The 22,806-nt window shown below is 69.0% G+C and carries 20 protein-coding genes and 1 pseudogene; 9 read left to right on the top strand and 12 right to left on the bottom strand.

The window, feature by feature from the left end; genetic code table 11:
- Nucleotides 1–138: 138 nt before the first annotated feature.
- The 3 genes from ACP7CK_RS07675 to ACP7CK_RS07665 are packed head-to-tail and all read left to right on the top strand — an operon-like array spanning nt 139 to nt 2,115.
- Nucleotides 139–804 (top strand): response regulator, encoded by a 666-nt coding sequence (locus tag ACP7CK_RS07675; protein WP_426025631.1) that lies wholly within the window; start codon nt 139–141, stop codon nt 802–804.
- Between the two features lie 60 nt (nt 805–864).
- The gene (locus ACP7CK_RS07670; RefSeq protein WP_154726055.1) at nt 865–1,305 is read left to right on the top strand and encodes an RrF2 family transcriptional regulator; all 441 of its coding nucleotides are present in this window, start codon (nt 865–867) and stop codon (nt 1,303–1,305) included.
- Nucleotides 1,306–1,338: 33 nt separating this feature from the next.
- On the top strand, nt 1,339–2,115 hold the full coding sequence (locus ACP7CK_RS07665; protein WP_008260663.1) for a sulfite exporter TauE/SafE family protein: 777 nt from the start codon (nt 1,339–1,341) through the stop codon (nt 2,113–2,115).
- Between the two features lie 56 nt (nt 2,116–2,171).
- On the opposite strand, the gene ACP7CK_RS07660 is transcribed toward ACP7CK_RS07665, so the two are convergent.
- The 6 genes from ACP7CK_RS07660 to ACP7CK_RS07635 all read right to left on the bottom strand — a co-directional run bounded on the left by ACP7CK_RS07660 (nt 2,172) and on the right by ACP7CK_RS07635 (nt 9,374).
- Nucleotides 2,172–2,702, bottom strand: coding sequence for a hypothetical protein (locus ACP7CK_RS07660; RefSeq protein WP_008263699.1), 531 nt, complete (start codon nt 2,700–2,702; stop codon nt 2,172–2,174).
- The gene (locus tag ACP7CK_RS07655) at nt 2,702–3,136 is read right to left on the bottom strand and encodes a PEGA domain-containing protein (RefSeq protein WP_426025901.1); all 435 of its coding nucleotides are present in this window, start codon (nt 3,134–3,136) and stop codon (nt 2,702–2,704) included. The genes ACP7CK_RS07660 and ACP7CK_RS07655 overlap by 1 nt, the downstream gene beginning before the upstream one ends.
- Before the next feature lie 171 nt (nt 3,137–3,307).
- Complete coding sequence (ispG, locus tag ACP7CK_RS07650) at nt 3,308–4,447, bottom strand: flavodoxin-dependent (E)-4-hydroxy-3-methylbut-2-enyl-diphosphate synthase (protein WP_292147632.1); 1,140 nt, start codon at nt 4,445–4,447, stop codon at nt 3,308–3,310.
- Between the two features lie 46 nt (nt 4,448–4,493).
- Nucleotides 4,494–5,579, bottom strand: coding sequence for a helix-turn-helix domain-containing protein (locus ACP7CK_RS07645; protein WP_008259738.1), 1,086 nt, complete (start codon nt 5,577–5,579; stop codon nt 4,494–4,496).
- Nucleotides 5,580–5,763: 184 nt separating this feature from the next.
- Complete coding sequence (gene ptsP, locus ACP7CK_RS07640) at nt 5,764–8,022, bottom strand: phosphoenolpyruvate--protein phosphotransferase (RefSeq protein WP_369732953.1); 2,259 nt, start codon at nt 8,020–8,022, stop codon at nt 5,764–5,766.
- 62 nt (nt 8,023–8,084) lie between these two features.
- Complete coding sequence (locus ACP7CK_RS07635) at nt 8,085–9,374, bottom strand: aspartate kinase (protein WP_426025630.1); 1,290 nt, start codon at nt 9,372–9,374, stop codon at nt 8,085–8,087.
- A gap of 56 nt (nt 9,375–9,430) precedes the next feature.
- Here ACP7CK_RS07635 and ubiG point away from each other — a divergent pair, with 56 nt between their 5' ends.
- Entirely contained in the window at nt 9,431–10,249 is an 819-nt protein-coding gene (gene ubiG / locus ACP7CK_RS07630; RefSeq protein ID WP_426025629.1) for a bifunctional 2-polyprenyl-6-hydroxyphenol methylase/3-demethylubiquinol 3-O-methyltransferase UbiG, read from the top strand.
- A gap of 176 nt (nt 10,250–10,425) precedes the next feature.
- Here the strand turns inward: ubiG and ACP7CK_RS07625 are convergent, their stop codons facing one another.
- A complete protein-coding gene (locus ACP7CK_RS07625) occupies nt 10,426–12,492 on the bottom strand; it encodes an OPT family oligopeptide transporter (protein WP_426025628.1) in 2,067 nt (688 codons plus the stop codon).
- 77 nt (nt 12,493–12,569) lie between these two features.
- Complete coding sequence (locus ACP7CK_RS07620; RefSeq protein WP_426025627.1) at nt 12,570–13,352, bottom strand: phosphatase PAP2 family protein; 783 nt, start codon at nt 13,350–13,352, stop codon at nt 12,570–12,572.
- A 139-nt stretch (nt 13,353–13,491) separates the two neighbouring features.
- On the opposite strand from ACP7CK_RS07620, the gene mutM reads away from it, so the two are divergent.
- The 4 genes from mutM to ACP7CK_RS07600 are packed head-to-tail and all read left to right on the top strand — an operon-like array spanning nt 13,492 to nt 16,607.
- Complete coding sequence (gene mutM / locus ACP7CK_RS07615) at nt 13,492–14,355, top strand: bifunctional DNA-formamidopyrimidine glycosylase/DNA-(apurinic or apyrimidinic site) lyase (protein WP_292130558.1); 864 nt, start codon at nt 13,492–13,494, stop codon at nt 14,353–14,355.
- Between the two features lie 19 nt (nt 14,356–14,374).
- On the top strand, nt 14,375–14,818 hold the full coding sequence (locus tag ACP7CK_RS07610; protein ID WP_008260728.1) for a hypothetical protein: 444 nt from the start codon (nt 14,375–14,377) through the stop codon (nt 14,816–14,818).
- A 47-nt stretch (nt 14,819–14,865) separates the two neighbouring features.
- The gene (locus ACP7CK_RS07605; protein WP_035308791.1) at nt 14,866–15,651 is read left to right on the top strand and encodes an enoyl-CoA hydratase; all 786 of its coding nucleotides are present in this window, start codon (nt 14,866–14,868) and stop codon (nt 15,649–15,651) included.
- A gap of 53 nt (nt 15,652–15,704) precedes the next feature.
- Nucleotides 15,705–16,607, top strand: coding sequence for an alpha/beta fold hydrolase (locus ACP7CK_RS07600; protein ID WP_426025626.1), 903 nt, complete (start codon nt 15,705–15,707; stop codon nt 16,605–16,607).
- Nucleotides 16,608–16,765: 158 nt separating this feature from the next.
- Here ACP7CK_RS07600 and ACP7CK_RS07595 read toward each other — a convergent pair whose 3' ends face one another.
- The 3 genes and pseudogenes from ACP7CK_RS07595 to ACP7CK_RS07585 all read right to left on the bottom strand — a co-directional run bounded on the left by ACP7CK_RS07595 (nt 16,766) and on the right by ACP7CK_RS07585 (nt 20,114).
- Nucleotides 16,766–17,062, bottom strand: a complete 297-nt coding sequence (locus tag ACP7CK_RS07595; RefSeq protein ID WP_426025900.1) for an endonuclease domain-containing protein — start codon at nt 17,060–17,062, stop codon at nt 16,766–16,768.
- A 72-nt stretch (nt 17,063–17,134) separates the two neighbouring features.
- Nucleotides 17,135–19,018, bottom strand: a pseudogene (gene recQ / locus ACP7CK_RS07590) (DNA helicase RecQ); the annotation flags it as partial.
- A gap of 118 nt (nt 19,019–19,136) precedes the next feature.
- Nucleotides 19,137–20,114 (bottom strand): complex I NDUFA9 subunit family protein, encoded by a 978-nt coding sequence (locus ACP7CK_RS07585; protein WP_426025625.1) that lies wholly within the window; start codon nt 20,112–20,114, stop codon nt 19,137–19,139.
- Nucleotides 20,115–20,229: 115 nt separating this feature from the next.
- Here ACP7CK_RS07585 and ACP7CK_RS07580 point away from each other — a divergent pair, with 115 nt between their 5' ends.
- Nucleotides 20,230–20,661: a DUF488 family protein gene (locus ACP7CK_RS07580; protein ID WP_426025624.1), complete on the top strand. Its 432-nt coding sequence runs from the start codon at nt 20,230–20,232 to the stop codon at nt 20,659–20,661.
- Between the two features lie 157 nt (nt 20,662–20,818).
- Here ACP7CK_RS07580 and ACP7CK_RS07575 read toward each other — a convergent pair whose 3' ends face one another.
- Complete coding sequence (locus ACP7CK_RS07575) at nt 20,819–22,774, bottom strand: M1 family metallopeptidase (protein ID WP_426025623.1); 1,956 nt, start codon at nt 22,772–22,774, stop codon at nt 20,819–20,821.
- Between the last annotated feature and the right edge of the window lie 32 nt (nt 22,775–22,806).

The following is a 22,806-nucleotide window of genomic DNA, read 5'->3' as shown; positions in this document are numbered from 1 at the left end:
AGGGGCGCGATGTCGATTGTCGGCGGGGACCACGGTCGGCGCCGGGATTGTGATTTTGGATAACGATGGCGTCAGAGGCGCTTACGCCGAGGGTTCCAAACGACTAGCTGACGGCCGATCAGCCGTGAGGAGGACGTCATGTTCGATCGCCCGCCGCCGTCGAAGCCTGTCGCCCAGGCCGCCGACGCGACTCCGGACGGCGCCGACAGCGTGGAACGGCTGTGCCGCCTGTATGACGCGCGTCTCACCGCGGCGGGCGGCCGTCTGTCGCCGGACGATGCGCGCGACCTGAAGACCATGGCGGGCCTCTATGGCCTGGATAGCGACCGGCCGGCGGTCGAGGTCTGGCGCGATCTGCGTCGGGTCATCGTGGCCCAGACATCCGGTTCCGCTGAAGGGGCCGCGCCCCGGCCGGCCGAGATCGCCGTCGTGGGGGGCGATCTGGAGCCTCTGACCCTGCTGGTGGTCGAGGATGACGCCGAGGTGGCCGCCGACCTGACCGAACTGTTGACCGAGGCCGGGCACAGGGTGGTGGGCCCGTTCCACAGCGCGGCGGCGGCCGAGGCTGCGGCGGCCCTGCACGCCATCGACGGCGCCCTGCTGGACATCAATCTGTCCGGCGTCACGACCGGGGGCGAATTGGCCGAGGTTCTGACGCGGCGCTGGGACATTCGGGTGATCTTCATTTCCGGCGACGCTGAGGCCGCAACCCGTTACGCCCCCCTCGCCGAAGCCCTGGTGCTGAAACCCTATACCGGTCGGCAAATCCTGGCGGCGGCGGCCCGGTTGGGCCGGCCGGGATGAGGTCGGGCCGGACGGCGAACGGCGTCTTGCGTCCGGCGCGCGGTCGCGCGATCACGGACCATGCTGTCGAACCGGTCCCGCTACGCCCTGCGCGCCATGATCCATCTGGCCGGCCTGCCGGGCGGCGGCCCCGCCACTATCGGCGAGATCGCCGAGGCCGCCACGGCGCCGCGCAAATTCCTAGAAGCCATACTTCTGGATCTGCGTCGTCAAAATCTGCTGGTGTCCAAGCGGGGGCGGACCGGAGGCTACGCCCTGGCGGCGCCGGCCGGGACCATCAGTTTCGCCGATGTGATCCGGGCGCTGGAAGGCCCCCTGGCCTTGGCGCCCTGCGCGTCGCGCACCGCCCACGGGCCTTGCGAGACCTGTCCGGACGTCGAGACCTGCCCGTTGCAGCCGGTCCTGCAGGATGGGCGCGACGCCGTCGCCGCGGTGTTCGAGGCGCGAAGCCTTCTGCAAGCCGCGTCGAATCCTTCTCCTATTGACCCAGTAGGAAAATAACACGCACCGTCGGGCGGATTTTCAGGGGCGGCCATGCAAGATTTCCTCGTCTTTCTCCTCGTCGGTTTCCTGGCCCAGTCCGTCGATGGGGCCCTGGGCATGGCTTACGGCGTCATCTCCTCGACGGTCCTGCTGTCGTTCGGCGTGCCCCCTGCGACAGCTTCGGCCAGCGTCCATGCCGCAGAGGTCTTCACCACGGCGGCGTCGGCCGGATCTCACACGGTCAACAAGAATGTGAACTGGAAACTGTTCGTGCCCCTGGCCATGGGCGGGGTGGTGGGCGGCTGCCTGGGAGCCTTTGTCCTGACCAGCATCGACGGCGACCTGGTCAAGCCCTGGATCACCGCCTACCTGGCGATCATGGGGGGCGTGATCATCTGGCGCGCGACCCGCCAGACTCGCGCGCGGATCTTCCCGGTCAGGTTCGCGGGACCGCTGGGCGTCGTCGGCGGGTTCTTCGACGCCATCGGCGGCGGCGGCTGGGGGCCGACGGTCACGACGACCCTGGTGGGGTCGGGGGGCGATCCTCGCGCCGCGATCGGCACCACCAATACGGCGGAGTTCTTCGTCACCTCGGCCATTTCGGCGACCTTCCTGGCCGCCCTGCTGACCGGTCACTGGGCGGAGGCCAAGGGCGTCGCCACCCACGCCGCCTCCATCCTGGGCCTCATCCTGGGCGGTCTGATCGCCGCGCCCTTCGCCGGGGTGATCGCGCGGATCGCGCCCCGTCGGATCCTGACCTACGGCGTCGGGGCCGTTGTGTTGCTGTCCGCCGGCTATCAGGCCCTGCGGCTGTTCGGGGTGATCTGAGACGAAAGACGACGGCGGGTCGGGACCCGCCGTCGCCGTGGTTTTCCTTGATCCGATCAGCGCGCGCGGGCGCGGAAGCGGGTCAGGAATTCCTTGATGTTTTCGCGGATCGAGGCTTCGTTGGCCATCCGAAGACGTTCCACGCCCATGAAGGCCTGACCCATGGTCGCTGTGCCGGTCGCCGCCACCGTTTCGTCGAAGACGGAACGGTCGGCTCGCATCACGGTATAGCGAACCTGGCTGGTCACAGACATGTCAAAGCCGGCCATCGGCTGTTTCAGGTCGATCAAGGATGCGGAGACCGTCATGGGCTGACCTTCGGTCCCCATATAGCCGGCGGCCGTCAACGAGCCTTCCAGCGCGGTCTTGAAGTCCGCATTCGAAACCTCGGAGGTCCACATCGGATTGGTGTTCTGGCCGCCGGAAACCGTGACTGTCGTCACCGACCGATAGCCGAGATCGCCGGGCGCCGCCGTGAGGCCCGATGTCGCCGGCAAGGTCATGAGCGCGGGGTTGGACGGGCTGGCGCAGGCCGCGACGCCCATCAGGGCGCCCAGAGCGGCGGCGGCGGCGAGACGACGGATCATTATTCGCCTCCGGCTGCGGCTGCGGCGGGCGGCGTCGCGACGGGGGCCTGGGCTGCGGCCGCTTCTTCGGCCGGGGTGCGCAGGGTCACGATCAGCGGATTGGGCTTCAGATCATTCATGGCGCCGGAGGTGGCGTCGATCGCCCCACCGATGATGCCGCCGATCAGGATGTTGCCGGCCATGGCCGTACCGCCCGCGCCGGAGACGCTGCTGGTGATGTCATGGGTCTGGGCGACGTAACCGTCCTTGGACACGGTGATGCGGAAGGCGTCCTTGCGCGGCATGCGGAAGGTGCAGGGCGTCGCCTGGCATTCGAAGCCGTTCGACGTGCTGACCTGGGCGCCGGGCGGGGTGCTCTGGACGGAGAATTGCTGACTGGAGCCACGCGTCACGGTGGCGCAGGCGGGCAGCGACATCGCCACGCCGGCAAGCATGAGCAAGCGCACGCCGAAACGTGCGGAATTTTTGGAAATCATAAGGCCCCTCAGTGGATTAAGGTTCAGCCTCCCCAGGCGAACCAACGGCAGAGGTTGCACTTCCGACACGATCGGTCAATCACTCAGGCGTGAATTTCATCAAACCTTGTGCAACCTCGAGGGGCGGGTCTATTCCGCCGCCTGAAGCTCCGCCGCCCGGGCCGCGTCCAGTTCGGCGGCCTTCTGCTCGACCAGGTCGACGATATGGTCGATCATGCCGTCATTGGCCTGTTTGTGGGCGATCTTGCCGTTCAGATAGATCATGCCCGCCCCCTTGCCGCCGCCGGTGAAGCCGATGTCGGTATAGAGGGCCTCGCCCGGGCCGTTCACGACGCAGCCGATGACCGACAGGCTCATCGGCGTCGAGATATGGGCCAGTTTCTCTTCCAGCAGCGTCACCGTCTCGATGACGTTGAAGCCCTGACGCGCGCACGACGGACAGGCGATGATATTGACGCCCCGATGGCGCAGGCCCAGCGACTTCAGGATGTCGAAGCCGACCTTGATCTCCTCGACCGGATCGGCGGCCAGCGACACGCGGATGGTGTCGCCGATGCCGGCCCACAGCATCGAGCCCATGCCGATGGCCGATTTGATCGTGCCGGTGCGCAGCGGCCCCGCCTCGGTCACGCCCAGGTGCAGGGGGCAGTCGATGGCCTCGGCCAACTGCTGATAGGCGGCGACGGTCAGGAAGGGGTCGGACGCCTTCACCGAGATCTTGAACTCGTGGAAATCGTGATCCTGAAGGATGCGGGCGTGGTTCAGGGCGCTCTCGACCATGGCGTCGGGGCAGGGCTCGCCGTACTTCTCCAGCAGCTCCTTTTCCAGCGAGCCGGCGTTGACGCCGATCCGCATCGAACAGCCGTGGTCCTTGGCGGCCTGGATCACGTCGCGGACGCGGTCGGGACTACCGATATTGCCCGGATTGATCCGCAGGCAGGCGGCGCCCGCCTGGGCCGCCTCGATGCCGCGCTTGTAGTGGAAATGGATGTCGGCGACCAAGGGGACCCTGGCCTCGCGGGCGATGGTCTTGAAGGCCTCGGTCGATTCCACGTCGGGGCAGGAGACGCGGACGATGTCGGCGCCGGCCTCTTCCAGCTGGCGGATCTGGTCGATCGTCGCCGCCGCGTCGGACGTCGGCGTATTGGTCATCGACTGAACGCTGATCGGGGCGTCGCCGCCCACGAGGACGGAGCCTACGCGGATCTGGCGGCTCTTGCGGCGCTCGATATGGCGCCAGGGTCGGACGTGGGTATGGTCGCTCATCACGGGCTCATATAGGCCGAAGACGGCGTCAGGGCCACGGGGACGACGATCAGTTTGTCGCCGCGACGGGGGGAGGGGCGGGTTGGGCGGCTTGTTGGGCCGCCCGCACGGCCTGAGCCTGCGCCACGCGACGGGCCTGGTCCTCCGCCACCTGGCGGGCGGCCTGTTCTGCGCGGCTGTTCAACTGGGCCAGGGGCGTCAGGACAGCCGGCAGGATGCCGCCGTGTTCGCCGTTCAGATAGACGTCAAAGGCCGCCGGATCCGATACATCGATGGTGGCGCTGACGCCCATCGGCGCGCGCCAGGCCTCGCCGGCGGCCATCTGGCGGGCGAACAGGGCCTGACCGTCCCCCAGCCGAACGACCAAGGCGCCGGCCTTCTTGGCCTGGATCACCACCTGGGAGGCGGTGGCGGGGGCGCCATAGACGGCGCCGCGTGGGTTGAAGGCCTTTTGCACGGGGGCGTTGTTGGCCGCCGCCGTCGCCGCCAGCACCGCAGGATCATTGGGATCGATCCCGGTTAGTTGGGCCTCCAGGCCGGGCGTGATGTAGAGGGCCGGCGTGGTCTGGTCCAGCGGTGCGGCGCGGGGCGCGCTGAGGTCGATCAGACCGTTCTGACCGGGCACGTCCCCCAGGGTCCAGCTCTCGGGCACGGCGGCGATGTCGGAGGCGCGCGGCGCCTTCATCAGATTGATGCGCTGGAAGACATTCCATCCGACGATGGCCAGGGCGGCCACGGCGACGACCGCGATGATGCGCGGCGAATAGCGTTTCACATCCTCAAAGGCGATGCCGATGGGCGCCTTCAACGGGGCCGAGGTGTCGGGACTGTCGCGCTTGAACCGTTCGACGGCCAATTGCTCGTCGAGGCCCAGGGCGGCCGCATAGCCACGCACATAGCCGATGGCGAAAACCCGAGAGGGCAGGGAGGACCAGTCGTTCTGCTCCAGAGCGGTCAGGAACCGCGAATGGACCTTGGTTTCGGCGGACAGATCCGCCAGGGACTTGCCGGACGACTCGCGCGCCCGGCGCAGGCCGTCGCCCAGAGTCACGGACTCTGCGATGGAGGGCGCAATGTCCTTCCAATCAGGATGAGCCTTGAACTCGTCGGGGGCTTGCCCCGCATCCAGCGCCATGACGCCTGACCCCACACTCGGAACGGCTTGAAGCCGCTCCGTACTCGAAACGGACCCGTCCGGTAGCATGTCTTCGTGACTGGACTCGCCTCCCCCCGGAGGCAGTCCTGATGCGTCCTGTGGATAAACCATAATGCCCGCCCCATCAACGGCGATTCCCAAAACGGAACGCGCGCGAAGACTCTCAGACGGCGATGTTCAACTTCCGCGCCAGGGATTCGATCTCGTTGCGCACCGAGCCGGTCGAGAGATTCAGCAGATTGTTCAGGCCCCGGCGCGCCGCCGTCAGGTCCGCGGACAGGATCATCCGCTTGACCGGGCCGACGCCGCCGGCCGGGGCCGACAGGCGGGTGAAGCCCAGGGTGATCAGGGCGAAGGCCTCCAGCGGCCGGCCCGCCAGTTCGCCGCAGATCGAGACCGGGGTGCCGGTGTCGGCGCAGGCCTTCTGGATCGTCTGCAGGGCGCGCAGGGTGGGCGGCGACAGGGGATCGTAGCGGTCCGAGACCAGGGGATTGGTCCGGTCGGCGGCGTACATGTACTGGAACAGGTCGTTGGTCCCGATCGAGACGAAGTCGGTCAGGGGCAGAAGCGCGTCGAGGTGCCACAGCAGCGACGGGCATTCGACCATGGCCCCGACGCGCAGCAGGGCGGGCAGGGCGCGGCCGCGCCGCTTGGCCCAGGCGCATTCGACGTCGACCAGCTCGCGCGCGGCGCGGAACTCGTCCACCGTGGCGATCATCGGGAACATGACGCGCAGCTCGCGACCCGCCGCCGCCGTCAGCAGGGCCCGAAGTTGCATCCGTAACAAAGACGGCCGGTCCAGGCCCAGGCGGATGGCGCGCCGGCCCAGGGCGGGGTTCTCCTCCCGCTCGGCCTCCAGATAGGGCAGGACCTTGTCGCCGCCGATGTCCAGGGTGCGGAAGGTGACGGGCCGGTCGCCGGCGGCGTCCAGCACCAGCTTGTACAGGGCCGTCTGGGCGTTCAGGCGGGGCAGCTCGTCCGAGACCATGAACTGGAATTCGGTGCGGAACAGGCCGATGCCCTCCGCCCCCGTCTCGTTCAGATTCTCCAGGTCCACCGCCAGGCCGGCGTTGGTCAGCAGGGTGATGCGCTGGCCGTCCAGGGTCACGGCGGGGGTGTCGCGCAACTGGGCGAACTGAGCCTGGCGCTGGTCGCGCACGGCCATACGCGACTGGACCGCCTCGATCATATCGGGGCGGGGCCGCAGATAGGCCTCGCCGGTCTCGCCATCGGCGATGACGACGTCGCCTTCCGACAGCCGGTCGCGCAGGCCCATCAGGCGGCCGACGCACGGGATCTGCAGCGCGCGGGCGACGATGGCGGCGTGGCTGGCGGCCGAGCCTTCTTCCAGCAACAGGCCCTTCAGCTTGTCGCGCGGATATTCCAGCAGGTCCGCCGGACCCAGGTTGCGCGCCACGAGAATGGCGTCGTCCGGCAGTTCGCGCTCACCCGGCTTGTCGCCCGCCAGCACCCGCAGCAGCCGGTTGGCCAGGTCCTCGAAATCGTGCAGCCGTTCGCGGATATAGGGGTCGCGCGCCTGGGCGAAGCGGGCGCGGTGCTCGTTCCGGACCCGGTCCACCGCCGCCTCGGCGGTCAGGCCGTTGCGCACGGCCTCTTCCAGCGACCGGTTCCAGCCCCGGTCGTCGGCGAACATCCGATAGGTCTCCAGCACCTCGAACGAGGGTCCGGCCAGGCCCTGGCCCTTGTCCAGCATGGCGTCCAGGCCGGTCTTCAGCGAGGCCAGGGCCAGCTTCAGCCGGGCCTCCTCCATCGCCGGGTCTTCGGACAGGAGTTTCTCGGGCGGCAGGGGCGCTTCGTGCAGGACGACCCGGCCGACCGCCAGACCGTCGCCGAACTTCTGGCCCTTCAGCCGTTCGGGCCGGTGGGGCGCCAGTTCGACGTCGCGCAGCTCGTCCTGTTCCAGCAGTTCGCCGGAGGACACCGTCTCGGACAGGACCATGGCGATGGTCTGGATGTCCTCGACCTCCTCCTCGTCATAGCGCCGCTCGGTGCGGTTCTGGACGACCAGGACGCCGATGGCCCGGCCGCCGCGCAGCAGGGGGGCGCCGAGGAAGGCGTGATAGGGGTCTTCGCCCGTCTCCGGCCGGTAGGAGAAGGAGGGGTGCGAGGGCGCGTCCGACAGGCTGATCGGCTGGGCCATCCGGGCCACCTCGCCCACCAGGCCTTCGCCGGGGCGCAGGCGGGTGTTGTGGACGGCGTCGGGGTTCAGGCCCTCGGTGGCGAACAGCTCCAGCTCGCCCGAGGCGCGGCGCAGATAGATGGAGCAGACCTCGGCGACCATGGACCGGGCGATGATCCGCACCACCATGTTCAGACGGTCCTGCGCCGGGGTCGCGCCCGCGCCAGCCCCGCCCAGAGCCTCGCGGATCTGGCGCAGGAGGATCCGAGGTCCTCTGGTCATCGCGCCGCCTGCCGGCATCATGGCTCCCGCGCTCCGGCGCCGAGGCGCCTGTTCAAATCATCCTATATCGCGTCCAGCCCGTAAGCCGAATGCAATGCGCGCACGGCCAGTTCGGCGTACGCCGCGTCGATCAGGACGCTGATCTTGATTTCCGAGGTCGAGATGGCCTGGAACTTGACGCCCTTGTCGGCCAGGGCCTTGAACATGGTCTGGGCCACACCGGCGTGGCTGCGCATGCCGACCCCGACGACGGACACCTTGGCGACATCCTCGTCGACCCGGATTTCCTCGATGCCGATCTCGGCCTGGGCGGCCTTCATCAGGTCGGCGGCGCGGACGGCGTCGCGACGGCCGGTCGTGAAGGTCAGGTTGACCGCCCCGGCGGTGCGCGACTGGCTCTGGACGATCATGTCCACATTGACGTTGGCCTCGGCCAGACGGGTGAAGACGTCGGCGGGGGCGTCCACGCGGTCGGACAGGCCCAGCAGGGTGATGCGGGCCTCGTCACGGCTCATGGTCACACCGGACACGATGCGCTTTTCCAAGATCTCCTCCTCGTCGCAGATCAGGGTTCCGCCCTTGTCGGGCATTTGGCCGGACGCGTCCGGTTCGATGAAGCTGGACAGGACGCGCACCGGCACCTGTTTGGCCATGGCGAGCTCGACCGAGCGGGTCTGCAGCACCTTGGCGCCCAGCGAGGCCATTTCCAGCATCTCCTCGTAGGAGACCTTGGCCAGGCGGCGCGCACGGTTCTCGATGCGGGGGTCGGTCGTATAGACCCCGTCCACGTCCGTATAGATGTCGCAGGGGCAGGACAGGGCGGCGGCCACGGCCACGGCCGAGGTGTCGGACCCGCCGCGGCCCAGGGTGGTGATCTTCCCGTCGGGGGTGACGCCCTGGAAGCCGGGGACGATGGCGATCTCGCCCGCGTCGAGGGCGGCGCCCAGTTTCTCGCCGGGGATGTCGATGATGCGGGCGCGGGCGTGGGCGTCGTCGGTGATGATCGGCACCTGCCAGCCCATCCACGACCGGGCGTTCAGCCCCATGTTGCGCAGGGTCAGAGCCAGAAGCCCGGCCGTCACCTGTTCGCCCGAGGCGACCACCACGTCATATTCATCGTCGCTGACGGGCAGGCCCGCGGCGGCCGGACCGGCGCCGTCGGTCCAGGCGACCAGTTCGTTGGTCTTGCCGGCCATGGCGGAGACGACGACGGCGACCTTCTTGCCGGACGCGGCCTCGGCGGCGACGATTCGCGCCGCGCGCCGAATCCGTTCGAGGTCGCCCATCGAGGTGCCGCCGAACTTCATCACCAGTCGCGTGGTGTCGGATCGTGAAGAATCGGGCCGCGTCATCGTGGCGTTTCGCCCCCTGCTTGCGTGAAAGGGCGCGAAGGTTCATCCCTCGCGTCATGACCGCTTCTAGCGACGCCGCACCGTCTCGCCTACCCCGCGAAGGGCATGGTTTTCCGCAAAATTCGTCCGAGGGCGCATTTGGCGCATCGATCGACCCGGCCGACGTCGCCCGCTTCTCGGCCCAGGCGGCCGAATGGTGGGACGCGCACGGGCCGTTCGCGCCGCTGCACCGGTTCAATCCGGCCCGGCTGGCCCTGATCCGCGAACAGCTGTGCGCCCGGCTGGGCCGCGATCCCAAGGCGCGCAGCCCCTTCGAGGGACTGACCCTGCTGGACGTCGGCTGTGGCGGCGGGCTGATCGCCGAGCCGATGCGGCGGATGGGCTTTTCCGTCACCGCCATCGACGCCTCGTCCGAGAACATCGGCACGGCCCGCGCCCACGCCGAGATGGTCGGGTTGGACATCGCCTATCGCGCCGCCACGGTCGAACAGATTGAGGCGGAAGGCGCGGGGCCGTTCGACGTGGTCCTGACCATGGAGGTGATCGAACATGTCGCCGACCCGGAGGCCTTCGTGCGCGCCTGTTCGCGCCTGGTGCGGCCGGGCGGGGTGATGATGGTCGCCACCCTGAACCGCACGCTGAAGTCGCTGGCCCTGGGCAAGGTGGCGGCGGAATATATCCTGCGCTGGGTGCCGGCGGGCACGCACGACTGGCGACAGTTCCTGAAGCCCGACGAGATCCGGACGATGCTGGCGCAGGAGGCTGTGACGGTCGAGGGGCCGTACGGCCTGAACTACGACCCGCTGACCGACCGCTGGAGCCAGAGCGACGATGCGGGCATCAACTATATGATGGTGGCGACGCGGGCGGCTTAACGGATCTCCCTCCCCCTGCGGGGGAGGGGCGTCGCGCAGCGACGGGGTGGGGGCGGCCAGGCGGGGGCGCACCTATCCGACCGAGCCAGGTTTGCGATGTGTCGCCCTGCCGCTCCCACCCGGCTCCGGCTACGCCTCCGCCCCCCTCCCCCGCAGGGGGAGGGAGAAGTGTTGTGTCACACCGCCTTGGCGCGGCTGCGGGTCCAGGCGTAGAGGCCGAACACCGCGACGGCGAAGCCGATGATCCCCGCCAGCATGGCCGGCCAGGTCGAACCCTCGGGCAGCATGGCGAACGGCGCGTCGTCGCGGGTGGCCACGATGACCCCGGCGGTGAAGACGCCGAACAGGCTCTCGCCGACGATCAGGCCCGAGGCCAGCAGCACGCCCATGCGGCGCGCCACATCGGCGTAGCGGGTGCTGGAGACCGCCTTGTCATAGATCCAGCCGCAGACGGCGCCGATGACCAGCATGGTCGTGACGGCGGCGGGCAGGTAGAAGCCGATGCCGACGGCGAGCGGCGGCAGTTTGACCCTGCCGTTCGTGGCCCTGGACACGACGGCGTCCAGCACGATGATGATCACGCCGATCACCGCGCCCAGGCCGATCAGGTCCCAGCGCAGATCGCCGCCGATGACGCCGCGCGCCAGGGCCGAGATCAGGGTGGCCTGGGGCGCCGCCAGGGTCTTGGCGCCCTCGACGATGGCGGGCGGCCCGCCCTCGAAGCCGAAGGCCTGGTTCAGCAGGTTCAGGATCAGGGGAATGACGATGGCGCCGGCGCCGACGCCGACGATCAGGGCGACCTGCTGGCGCCAAGGCGTGGCCTCGACCAGTTGGCCGGTCTTCAGGTCCTGAAGATTGTCATTGGCGATGACGGCGACGGCGAAGACCACGGCCGTGACGATCAGGGCGAAGGCGATGATCGACGGATCGGCCGGAACCCCCGCGATGGCCATGACGCCCAGCATCAGCAGCGAGGCGATCACGACCGCCAGGATGCCGACGCCCGAGACCGGGCTGTTCGACGAGCCGATCAGGCCGGCCATATAGCCGCAGATGGCCGCGACGGCGAAACCGATCAGGACGACATAGACCAGGCCGCCGATGACCAGCAGCGGGGTCGATCCCGCCAGGGCCGGGGCGCTCTGGGCGAACCAGGCCAGCAGGCCGGCGATTCCGACCAGGCAGGCGACCGAAATCGCGCCGACCAGCTTGATGGGCAGGTCCTGTTCGGTCCGTTCCAGCACCTCGCCGTGGGCGCGCTTGGCGTTGGCGGCCAGGGCGGAGGTCAGGCCGCCGATCAGCGGTCCGGCCAGTTTGACCAGGGTCCAGATGGCGGCGACGCCGATGACGCCGGCGCCCATGAAGCGAACTTCACGGCTCCAGACGGTCGCCGCCAACTCCTCGGCCGGCGCGCCGACGGGCAGGGTGGAGGCGATGGAGGGGATCCCGTGCGCCGTCAGCCAGGCGACGGTGTCGGGGCTGGTCAGGATCGGCACGGCGATGGCCCAGGCCAGGATCAGACCGAACAGTTGGGCCAGGCCCACGGTGAGGCCGATCAGGTGGCCGGCGCCCAGAAGCGCGAACTGCATGCCGAAACCCATGCCGGTGGCGCCGCCGCCCAGGGCGGCCGGCAGCTTGAAGAATTTCGCCGCCTCGCCGGCGAAGACGCGACCCGCGACCAGCAGGGCGTAGCCGGCCGAGACGACAGCGCCGGCGACGACGATCCACAGACCGGACTTGTTCTCGCGCACCGCGCTCTCGGTCTGTTCGGCTCCGCGAGAGCCGACCTTCAGCACCTCGGCGGCGGCGACGCCCTCGGGGTAGGGCAGGCCGCCGTTGGTCACCAGGGCGCGGCGCAGCGGGATGGAGAAGGTCACCCCCAGCACGCCGCCCAGGATGCAGATGGCCACCGACTGCCAGAAGGGAAACTCCAGCCACCAGCCGATCATCACCAGGCCGGGCAGGACGAAGATGATCGAACTCATGGCCCCGCCGACCGAGGCCACGGTCTGGACGGTCATGTTCTCCCAGATGGTCGAGGTGCGGAAGGCCCGCAGCACCGCCATCGAGATCACCGCCGCCGGAATGGCCGAGGCGAAGGTCAGGCCCACCAGCAGGCCCAGATAGGTGTTGGCGGCGGTGAAGATCACCGCCAGCAGGCAGCCCAGCACAAGGGCGCGAAGGGTCAGTTCAAGCCGGCCCTTTTGGGCAGGGCTTTGGGGCGCAGCGGCGGCGTCAGTCATCGAGATTGGTTCCCACGTTCGACGCGGACGTAAGCCCATAACGTCGCCTGCGGCAACCGGTCACGCCCAGACAACGCTCAGGCGGGGAGAGGCTGAAGCCCCCGGAACCGCCGCCGGGCCCGACGAACCAGACCGGGCGAGGCCACCGTCACCCGATAGACCCCCGCCATGACCAGGGCCGTCAGGGCCCAGGACAGCAGGATATCCGACAGGAAATGCCCACCGAAGGCCAGCCGGTTCATCGACAGGGCGAAGGCGTAGACGAGGCCGAGGGGCAGGACGACCGGCCGCCATTTCGCCGGCGTCACTACCAGCAGGACCCCGACCATCCAGGCCGCGCTGGAGCCCTCGCCCGAAACGAAGGAGCAGTTGGACTGGCAGGCGTCGCTGACCATCCAGACGGGGGTAAAGGCCGCGTCGCCGCCGAACTGGTCGATCTGAACCGGACGGGCGCGGCCCCACAGCCCCTTCAGCACCAGATTGACGACCAGGCCCGGCCCGACGGCCAGGGCGGCCAGGACGAAGACCGCGCGGCGCGCGGCGGCGCCGAGGGGCCGGCGACGCAGGGCGCGCCACGCCAGTCGGCCGATCACGCCCAGAAGCATAAGGGCCAGAACGAGGGAGGAGCTTTTGCGCAACGCCTTCAGCAGGGGATTGTCGGCCAGGAAGAAGCCGGCTTCGGGCCGGTAGAACAGACGGCTGACCGCAATATCGACGCCGGGAAAGGCCAGGAAATAGACGCTGACCGCCAAAACGGCCGCCGCCGCCAGGATCGCGGCGTCGTCGCGCGTCAGACCGACCGAACGAATCAGGTTCGAGACGCGGACGCCGGGCCGGCGGATGATGATCGATTGAGACACGTTCCCCCCGGAGTGCGCCTAAAATGGATGACAGACCAGGGTGTCGGCTGAACGTCGGTTCGAACAAGGTTTTCCGAAGATCGCAGCGGGGGCGGACGATCCGCTTGGCCCGCCCGTGTCGAGGCGCTAGGACCGGTCCATGCCTGAACTTCCCGAGGTCGAAACCGTCCGACGCGGCCTGACGCCCGTACTGGCGGGCGCGCGCCTGTCCCGGGTCAGGATCAACCGGCCCGATCTGCGTTTTCCCTTTCCCGACCGGTTCGTCGAGCGGCTGGAGGGGGCGACGGTCCAACGGATCGACCGACGGGCCAAATATCTGTTGATGCCTTTGTCTAGCGGCGAGACCTGGATCACCCATCTGGGCATGACCGGCCGGTTCACCCTGGACGGAACCCAGCTGGGCGAGTTCGAGGAGGCGGCGCCCATCGCCGGCAAGCACGAGCATTTCAGCGGCTGCGCCGTCCGCGACGGCGCCTCGACCCGGATCGGCTACGCCGACGCCCGCCGGTTCGGCTTCATGGGTCTGATCCCGACCGACCAGGTCGAGGTCCACCCGTGGTTCGCCGGCCTGGGCCCCGAACCCCTGGGCAATGGTTTTTCCGGCGCGCACCTGGTCGAGGCCTTCGTCGGCAAGACACAGAACATCAAGGTCTCGCTGCTGGACCAGCGGATCGTCGCCGGACTGGGCAACATCTATGTCTGCGAGGCGCTTTACCGCGCCCGCATCTCGCCCCTGGTCGCGGCCGGATCTGTGTCGAAGGCGCGGCTGGAGCGGCTGGCCGCCGTCGTCCGCGACGTGCTGAACGACGCCATCGCCGCCGGTGGATCGACCCTGAAGGATTTCGCCAACGCCGAGGGCGGCCAGGGCTATTTCCAGCACCGGTTCGACGTCTACGGCCGCGAGGGTCAAGCCTGTCGCGGCGAAGGCTGCTCCGGCGTCGTGGCGCGCATCGTCCAGGGCGGTCGCTCGACCTTCTACTGCCCGTCTTGCCAGAAGACGTAATCCCGAAGAGGTCCGCACCATGCGCAAAATCCATCTGTGGATCAGTCTGGTGGTCGGCGTCCTGGTCTGGGGCGCCTATTTCCTTCATTTCGCTCAAGGTCTGCGCTCCGGCGATCTCGGGGGACTGATCTGGTGGTTTCTCGCCGCCCTGATCGTCGCCGTCGTCGCAGAAGGGGCCGCCACCGGGCTGATCGCCCGTCTGCTTCGACGGCGCACCCGTGCGCTGGACGACGGGCCGACGCTTCAGGCGGCGCTGAAGGCGGGGCATGTCGCCCTGATGCTGCTGGTCGGCTTGATCCTGCTCTCGGCCCTGGTCCTGGCGCTTTCGTCCGTCTTCGGCTGGACGCTGGATCTGTCGGGCGCGCGCGGCCAGGTGATCGCCGCCAATCTGCTGCTCGGCATGGCGGTCGTCGCCGAACTGGTGCGCGCCGGCCTGACGCTGGCCTTGACGCCGCGCCGGTAGCAAGCCCGCCTTCGTCCCTGTATGACCGCGCTCAAAGGAGACCGCCCATGGCCGACGCCTATTCCACCCTGCTGATCGAACGCTGCGCCGACGGCTACGCCGTCGTCACCCTGAACCGGCCGGAGGCGCTGAACGCCCTGAACTCGACCCTGTTCGGCGAGCTGGCGGCCTTCCTCGATGCGGTCGAGACCGACGACAGCGTGCGCTGCCTGATCCTGACCGGCTCGGCCAAGGCCTTCGCCGCCGGCGCCGACATCAAGGAGATGGCCGACCAGTCCTACGCCGACATGTTCAAGGGGAACTTCTTCGCCCTGGGCCATGACCGGATCATGCGCTTCCGTAAGCCGATCATCGCGGCCGTGTCGGGCTACGCCCTGGGCGGCGGCTGCGAACTGGCGATGTTGTGCGATTTCATCATCGCGTCCGAGACGGCGAAGTTCGGCCAGCCTGAGATCAATCTGGGCGTGGCGCCCGGCATCGGCGGCTCGCAGCGGCTGACCCGTCTGGTCGGCAAGTCCAAGGCCATGGACATGATCCTGACCGCCCGGATGATGGACGCCGCCGAGGCCGAGCGCGCCGGCCTGGTCAGCCGCGTCGTCGCTCCCGACGCCCTGCTGGACGAGGCCCGCGCCGCCGCCGCCAAGATCGCGGCCCAGAGCCCGCTGGCGGTGATGATGAACAAGGAACTGGTCAATGTCGCCCTTGAGACGACCCTGACCGAGGGCGTGCGGTTCGAGCGCCGCCTGTTCCACTCTCTCTTCGCCTTCGAGGACCAGAAGGAGGGCATGTCCGCCTTCGTCGACAAGCGCAAGCCGGACTTCAAGGGGCGATGACTAACGGTCGCGGCCGTCAACCGATCGCCGTGATCGTGCGTTAGGTGCGGGTCATGCGCCGTCTTCTTGCTCCGCTTTTCGCGATCCTGTTCGTCGTCCTGCCTGGCGCCGCCGTCGCCCGGACAACAGTATCGGCGTCTCTCGCCCCCGCCTTCCGCTCCGACCGGATCATCGTCGAGACGCGGGGCGCGGGGCCGGATATCGTCTTCATTCCGGGCCTGGGCTCAACCGGGGCGGCCTGGCGGTCGACGGCGGACAAGCTGGAGGGCCGGTATCGGGTGCATCTGGTCACCATCCGGGGCTTCGGCCAGACGGATATCGGCGCCAACGCCGGCGGCGCCCTGGCCGCGCCCGCCGCTCTGGAGATCGAACGCTACATCCGCGAACAGCGGCTTTCGCGCCCCGCCCTGATCGGCCACTCGCTGGGCGGCCAGATCGCGCTGCGGGTCGCGGCGGACATGCGGGACCGGATCGGCCGGGTGATGGTGGTCGATTCCGCCCCCTTCTTTCCGGCCCTGGTCGATTCCCGCGTCACCGCCCGCGAGGTCGAGCCCCTGGCGCGGCTGGGTTATCAGGCCCTGATGCTGTTCGGGGACCAGGCGCTGAAGGGCCAGGTTTCGGCCCTGGGCGGCGACCTCGGCCTGGCGGGCGACATGGTGTTCGACGGCCTGGGCCTGCAGGGCGGCGACCGGCGGGTGTTGGCCCAGGGCCTGTACGAAGCTCTGACGGTCGATCTGCGCCAACGGCTGCGCGACGTCACCGCCCCGGTCACGGTGGTCTATGGCTGGACGCGGGACACGAACAACCCGCGCAACCGGCTGGAGGGCCTGTACCGCTACGGCTTCTCCACCCTGCGCCGGCCCGCACAATTCGTCCGCATCGAGGGCGCCGACCACCAGGTCATGATCGACCAACCCGCGCGCTTTCAGGCGGCGGTGGAACGGTTCATGGGATAGGTGCAGACCTTCCCCCGCTTGCGGGGGAAGTGGCAGGTCGTGGCGCGAAGCGACACGCCTGACGATGGGGGAAGTCTCCCTTTGAGCGACACTTCCCTCTCCGACCCTGGTTCGCTGCGCGAACGCCGGGCCACCTCTCCCGCAAGCGGGAGAGGGTCTTAGCGGCTGCGGGCCTCGCGATGGATATGGTCGGTGACGGCGGTCAGGTCGTTAAGGACGTCGCGGGCCGGAATCCGCAGGGTGCGTATGCCCTGATCCAGCAAGAAGGCGTCGCGCCGGGCGTCTTGAGCGCCTCGCCCTTCATGACTTTCTCCGTCAATCTCGACCGCCAGTCGCGCGCCGGCGCAATAAAAGTCGAGCACATAGGGGGCGATCGGATGCTGGCGGCGGAACTTCAGCCCGCCCAATTTCTCGCCCCGCAGCGCCTGCCATAGCTGGACCTCGGGCAAACTCATCTCTCGGCGCAAATCGCGCGCCCGGTCGATGATGTCCGAGGGACGACCGTCTTCGGGCTCCAAGCCTTTCGCCAACGTCTCCAACACCCCCTTGCCGTAGCGGTCCAGTTTCGACTGGCCGACGCCGGGCAGGGCGGCGAGGGCGGCGAGGTCGCCGGGCTCGGCGTGGGCGATTTCCAGCAGGGTCTTGTCCTGGAAGATGACATAGGGCGGGACGTGCTGTTCGGAGGCGCGGTCGCGGCGCCAGGCGCGCAGGGCCTCGAACCGGGCGCGGACGTCGGCGTCCATCGTCTCTAGCGCCGCATTGCGGCCCTCGCCGGTGCGGTCGCGGCGATTGCGCGGATTGCCCGAGCGCGTGCCGGCGTCGAAGCCGGCGGGCACGCGGCGCACCTCGATCTTGCGTTCGGCCTTGTAGACGGCGCGCACCGCCTCGCCGTCGCCCAGACCGACCAGGGGCTTGCCGTCGTTCGGATCCTCGACCAGCAGGCCTTCGAACAGCAGGTGATCGACGATGTCGCGCCAGCCGTTGGGCGAGATGTCGGCGCCTATGCCCCAGGTGGACAGCTGCTGCTCCCACGGCTGGACCGCCTTGGTCCGGCCGGTCAGGTGGTCGACGATCCGGCCCCGGCCGAACCGGCCGCCTAGCCGCTGGACCGCCGCCAGGGCCTTTTGCGCCGGGACGGTCGCGTCATAGAGAAGCGGCGGGTCGCCGCAGATGTCGCAGACGCCGCAAGGCTCTGCGTCGGTCTCGCCGAAATAGCGCCGCACGGCCTGGGCGCGGCAGACGGCGCCGTCCAGCATGGCGAACAGCTGGCGGGCCTTGCGCACCTGGACCTGTTTGACCTCCTCGGCCATCGGGCGGCTGTCCAGCCGGCGCAGGGTCCAGGCGATGTCGGAGGGGCCGTACAGGGTGATGCCCTCGGCCGGTTCGCCGTCGCGGCCGCCCCGGCCGATCTCCTGCCAATAGGCCTCGAGACTACCCGGCGGATCGGCGTGGATGACGAAACGGACGTCGGCCTTGTCCACTCCCATGCCGAAGGCGATGGTGGCGACCATGACGGCGCCGTCCTCGGCCAGGAACCGCTCCAGCCGGCGGTCCCGCTCCTTGGTGTCCATGCCCGCGTGATAGGCGATGGCGTTGGTTCCGGCGTCGCGCAGCGCCTGGGCCACGCGGTCGCAGCCGTCGCGGCTGCCGCAATAGACCACGCCCGACTTGCCGCGCCGTTCGCGCACCAGTTCGATGACGCGGGCGTCGGTCTTGGCGCGCGAGGCGCTTTCCTTGCGCTCGGCCGACAGTTGCAGGTTCGGGCGGGCGAAACTGTCGACGAAGACCTTGGCCTGTTCCAGCCGCAGCGAGCGCAGGATGTCGTCGCGGGTGCGGGCGTCGGCGGTGGCGGTGACGGCGATGCGCGGGACGTTCGGGAACCGCTCGGCCAGCAGACCCAGGCTGCGATAGTCGGGACGGAAGTCGTGGCCCCACTGGCTGACGCAGTGGGCCTCGTCGATGGCGATCAGGCTCAGCGGCAGTTCGGCCAGCCGGTCCATCATGGCCCCCGCCGCCAGGCCTTCGGGCGAGACGTACAGCAGGTCCAGATCGCCGGACCGGGCCGCGGCCCAGATGGCCGAACGTTCGTCCAGGGAGACGCCGGAATCGAGGCGGGCGGCGGCGACCCCCTGCTGCTTCAGGGCCTCGACCTGGTCGGTCATCAGGGCGATCAGGGGCGAGACCACGAGGCCCAGGCCGGGGCGGAGGATGGCCGGGATCTGATAGCAGACGCTCTTGCCGCCGCCGGTCGGCAGCACGGCCAGGGCGTCGCGCCCGGCCAGGATTTCGGCCACCACCTGGCTTTGCAGGCCGCGAAAATCCCCGTGGCCCCAGACGCGCGACAGCAGGGACCGGGCGTCGTCCAGCGTCGGGTCCTGGTCGGGGCGGAACTGGGTTTGCGTGGCGGGCATCCGAAGGTTGTGCACTATTTGTTCCGCCGTGCGAAGATCGCCCGGCCGTTTTCACGGCCGGGTCTTAAGTTAGAATGGGCCGTTTTCACGGCCGGGCGTCAAACCGGCGAAGGGCGTGTCAGTGGGCGGGCGAGACGGCGAACTGGCCGCCGTCGCGATAGCGCCACAGATAGGAGGGGGCGATGGAGCCCATGCTGGTCGGATGAACCATGCCCAGGTCGGTCAGGCCGGCGGCGTCCGGCGAGACGATGTTGTCGGACTGAAGCATGACGACCTGATCGCGGGTCAGGGGCGGGGTCAGGCCCAGAAGGGCGACGGTCTGGAACACCGAACCCATCAGGCGGGCGACGGGGAAGGGGATGGGCAGAAGCGGCCGATTGCGGCCGGTCTCGCGGCACACCAGCTCCAGCACTTCGCGGAAGCTGAAGACGTCCGGACCGCCCAGTTCGAAGGTGCGGCCGGCCGCGTCGCCGCGGATCACGGCGCGGGCGACGGCCTCGGCCACGTCGCCGACATAGACCGGCTGGAACTGCGTCTTGCCGCCGCCGATCAGCGGCAGGGCGGGGGCCATGGTCGCCATGGCGGCGAACCGGTTCAGGAAGCCGTCGCTGGCGCCGAACACCAGCGACGGGCGCAGGATGACGGCGTCGGGATAGACGGCGCGGATCTCGTTCTCGGCCTCGCCCTTGGTGCGGGCGTAGGCGGAGCGGCTGTTGGCGTCGGCGCCGATGGCCGAGATCTGGACGACGCGCTCCACGCCGGCGGCCTTGGACGCCTGGGCGATGTTCCTGGCGGCCTCGACATGGGCGCTCTTGAAGCCGCGCTTGCCGCCGCCGTCGTGCAGGACGCCGACCAGATTGACCACGGCGTGAGAGCCGCGCACCGCCGCCGCCACATCCTCGGCATTGGTCACGTCGCAGCGCATGAACTGGATCTGGCCCGGATCGCCCAGGGGCTGGACCTCGATGGCCAGAACCGGGTTGCGCACCGCCACGCGGATGCGCCAGCCGCGACGGGCCAGGGCGCGCACCGCCTGCGATCCGATGAAGCCGGATCCTCCGAAGAGGGTCACGACGCCGGGGGCGAGGTCAGCCATGGGGAAAGCTCCAGTCGAAATCCGTGTCGGCGGGATAAACGATAGGGCGCCGCACCGCAACGCGGCGTTGGACTGTCAAGCTGGCGATCGTGGCCGCCGCCCCTATCTGCGACCCATGAAAGTCTTCACAATCGGCTACGAGGGCGCGACCCAGGCCCAGGTGATCGACCGGCTGAAGGCGGCCGGGGTCGATCTTCTGGTCGATGTCCGCGCCGTCGCCGCCTCGCGCCGCGCCGGGTTTTCCAAGACGATTCTGGGCGAGAGCCTGAAGGCCGAGGGGATCGACTATCTGCATCTGCGCGGCCTGGGCACGCCCAAGGCGGGTCGGGATGCGGCCCGCAAGGGTCATGTCGCCGAAATGCGCGCCATCTTCGCCGACCATCTGGCCGAGCCTCAGGCTCAGATGGAATATGAGCGGCTGAAGGCGCTGGCAGGCGAGAAGCGCGTGGCCCTGCTGTGCTTCGAGGCCGATCACGCCGGGTGCCACCGCGCCGTCCTGGCGGAGCGGCTGTCGGACGAGGCGGGCGCGAGCGTGGTCAACCTTTAGGGGCGGGGGGCGAGGCCCACCTTCCCCCGCTTGCGGGGGAAGCGACACGCCTGACGATGGGGGAAGTTTTTTCTGAAATCAGACTCCCCTCTCCGACCCTGGTTCGCTTCGCGAACGCCGGGCCACCTCTCCCGCAAGCGGGAGAGGGTCTTTTGCGTTACGGCCGGCCGACCAGTTGATCGACCGAACCGCTGGTCACCGGGTGATACAACGGCCGGGCCTCGGCGTAGATGCGGCGGGCGATGGGGCGGCCCCAGTCGCCCTCGTTCCACAGGGTCTGGAACAGGGGCAGGACGAACTTGCGCCGGCCCTGGCTGGTCAGGAATTTCTCCGCCGTGGCGACCGCAGGCTGATAGCGGTGGGCCAGGGCGATCTGCAGCCAGGCGAAGGTCAGTTCGCTGTTGCCCTCGTTCGCCAGGTTCAGGGTGCGCTCCAGATCCGCCAGCTGGGCGGCGGTCAACCAGTCGGCGTTGGCGGCCAGGCCCTCTGGGCGCCAGCCGAGGAAACGCTGGCGCTGCTGGGTGTTCCACTCCGCCCACGGAATTGCGGAGGCCGGTCCCTTGTCCTTGAAGAAGGCGACGGCGGCCGCATCGACCGGGGTGAAGGCGTTCGAGACCGGGGCCACGGCGTTGGACGGCAGGCCGGGCTGATAGACCCAGGCGTCCAGCTGCAGTTCGGATTCCAGAGCCGCGTCGCCCTTCACCAGATGGGTGCGGATGTCCTTCAGGAACATGGCCGTGGTCATGGGCCGATAGGCGTTGCGGTCGAAATAGCCGCGCAGCCAGGCGTCGAACTTCTCGCGCCCGGCGATCCGCTCGATGGTGCGCAGGAAGGCCGAACCCTTGTCATAGGCGATGGTGTTCATGCCGTCGTCGGGATCGCGGCCGGTCAGGTCCAGATGCAGGCGGGTGTCGGCGGCGGGCAGGGATTTCAGCTCGTCCTGCAGCCCGTCCCAGCTCAGCACCTGTTCCTGCACCGCGCGGTCATGGCCGTAGATCGACTCCATGATCCGGTTCTCGAAATAGGTGGTGAAACCCTCGTTCAGCCAGAAGTCGTTCCAGGTGGCGTTGGTGACCAGATTGCCCGACCAGGAGTGGGCCAGTTCGTGCGCCACCAGCGAGACCAGCGACTGGTCCCCGGCGATGATGGTCGGGGTGGCGAAGGTCAGTTTTGGGTTCTCCATCCCGCCGAACGGGAAGGAAGGCGGCAGGACCAGCAGGTCGTACCGGCCCCAGCGATAGGGGCCGTAGAGCTTCTCGGCCGCGTCCACCATTTCGGCGGTGGGCTCCAGCTCGGCGGCGGCCGCGCGCAGGCGGCTGGGTTCGGTCCAGACCCCGGTCCGCTCGTCGAAGGGGGCGAAGGCGATGTCGCCGACGCCGATGGCGATCAGATAGGGCGGGATCGGATTGTCCATCCGGAAGCGCCAGGACTTCATCCCATTGGCGGCCGACTCGCCCTTGGGCGTCAGCTGGTCGGCGCTCATGACCACGGTCAGGTCGGCCGGGGCGGTGATGCGGGCCGAATAGGTCTGGCGGATGCCGGGGCTGTCCTGGGTCGGAACCCAGGTGCGGGTCAGGATGGCCTGGCCCTGGCTGAACAGATAGGGCTTCTGACCGCCCGCCGTCTGGCTGGGCGACAGCCATTGCAGGGCCGCCGCGTCGGGACGGGTCGAATAGCGGATGGTGATCTTGCGCCGTTCATTGGGCGCGAAGGCCGGGAAATAGACCGTCAGGGGCTGGCCCTTGATGGCGTCATCGTCGCCGACGACATAGCGCAGCGGTTGCCCTGAGGCGTCGCGCACGTCCTGGATGTCCAGGTTGCGGATGTCCAGGATCACCTCATTGGCGCCGGGGACGGCCAGGATGTCCAGGGTCGCCGTTCCCGACAGGGTCCTGGCGTTGAAGTCGGCGGTCAGGTCCAGGGCCACGTCGACGACGCGGGCGATCTCGGGCCGGGCGTAGGTGTGGCTGTCGACCGCGTCGGGGCCGGGCGCGGGGGCGATGGCGGGCGGCGTCATCGACGCGGTTCCTCCGGTCGGGGTGGAACAGGCGCCGAGGCCGAGAACCGAAGCAAGGGCGAGGGCGGAGACGAGACCGAAGGCTTTGCGCTTCATCGAGGCTTTCCGGGGCTGACCAGAGGGGTTGG

Source organism: Brevundimonas sp. TSRC1-1 (assembly GCF_049898245.1).
Taxonomy (GTDB): Bacteria; Pseudomonadota; Alphaproteobacteria; order Caulobacterales; family Caulobacteraceae; genus Brevundimonas; species Brevundimonas mediterranea_A.
This window is presented reverse-complemented; position numbering and strand designations above follow the sequence as displayed.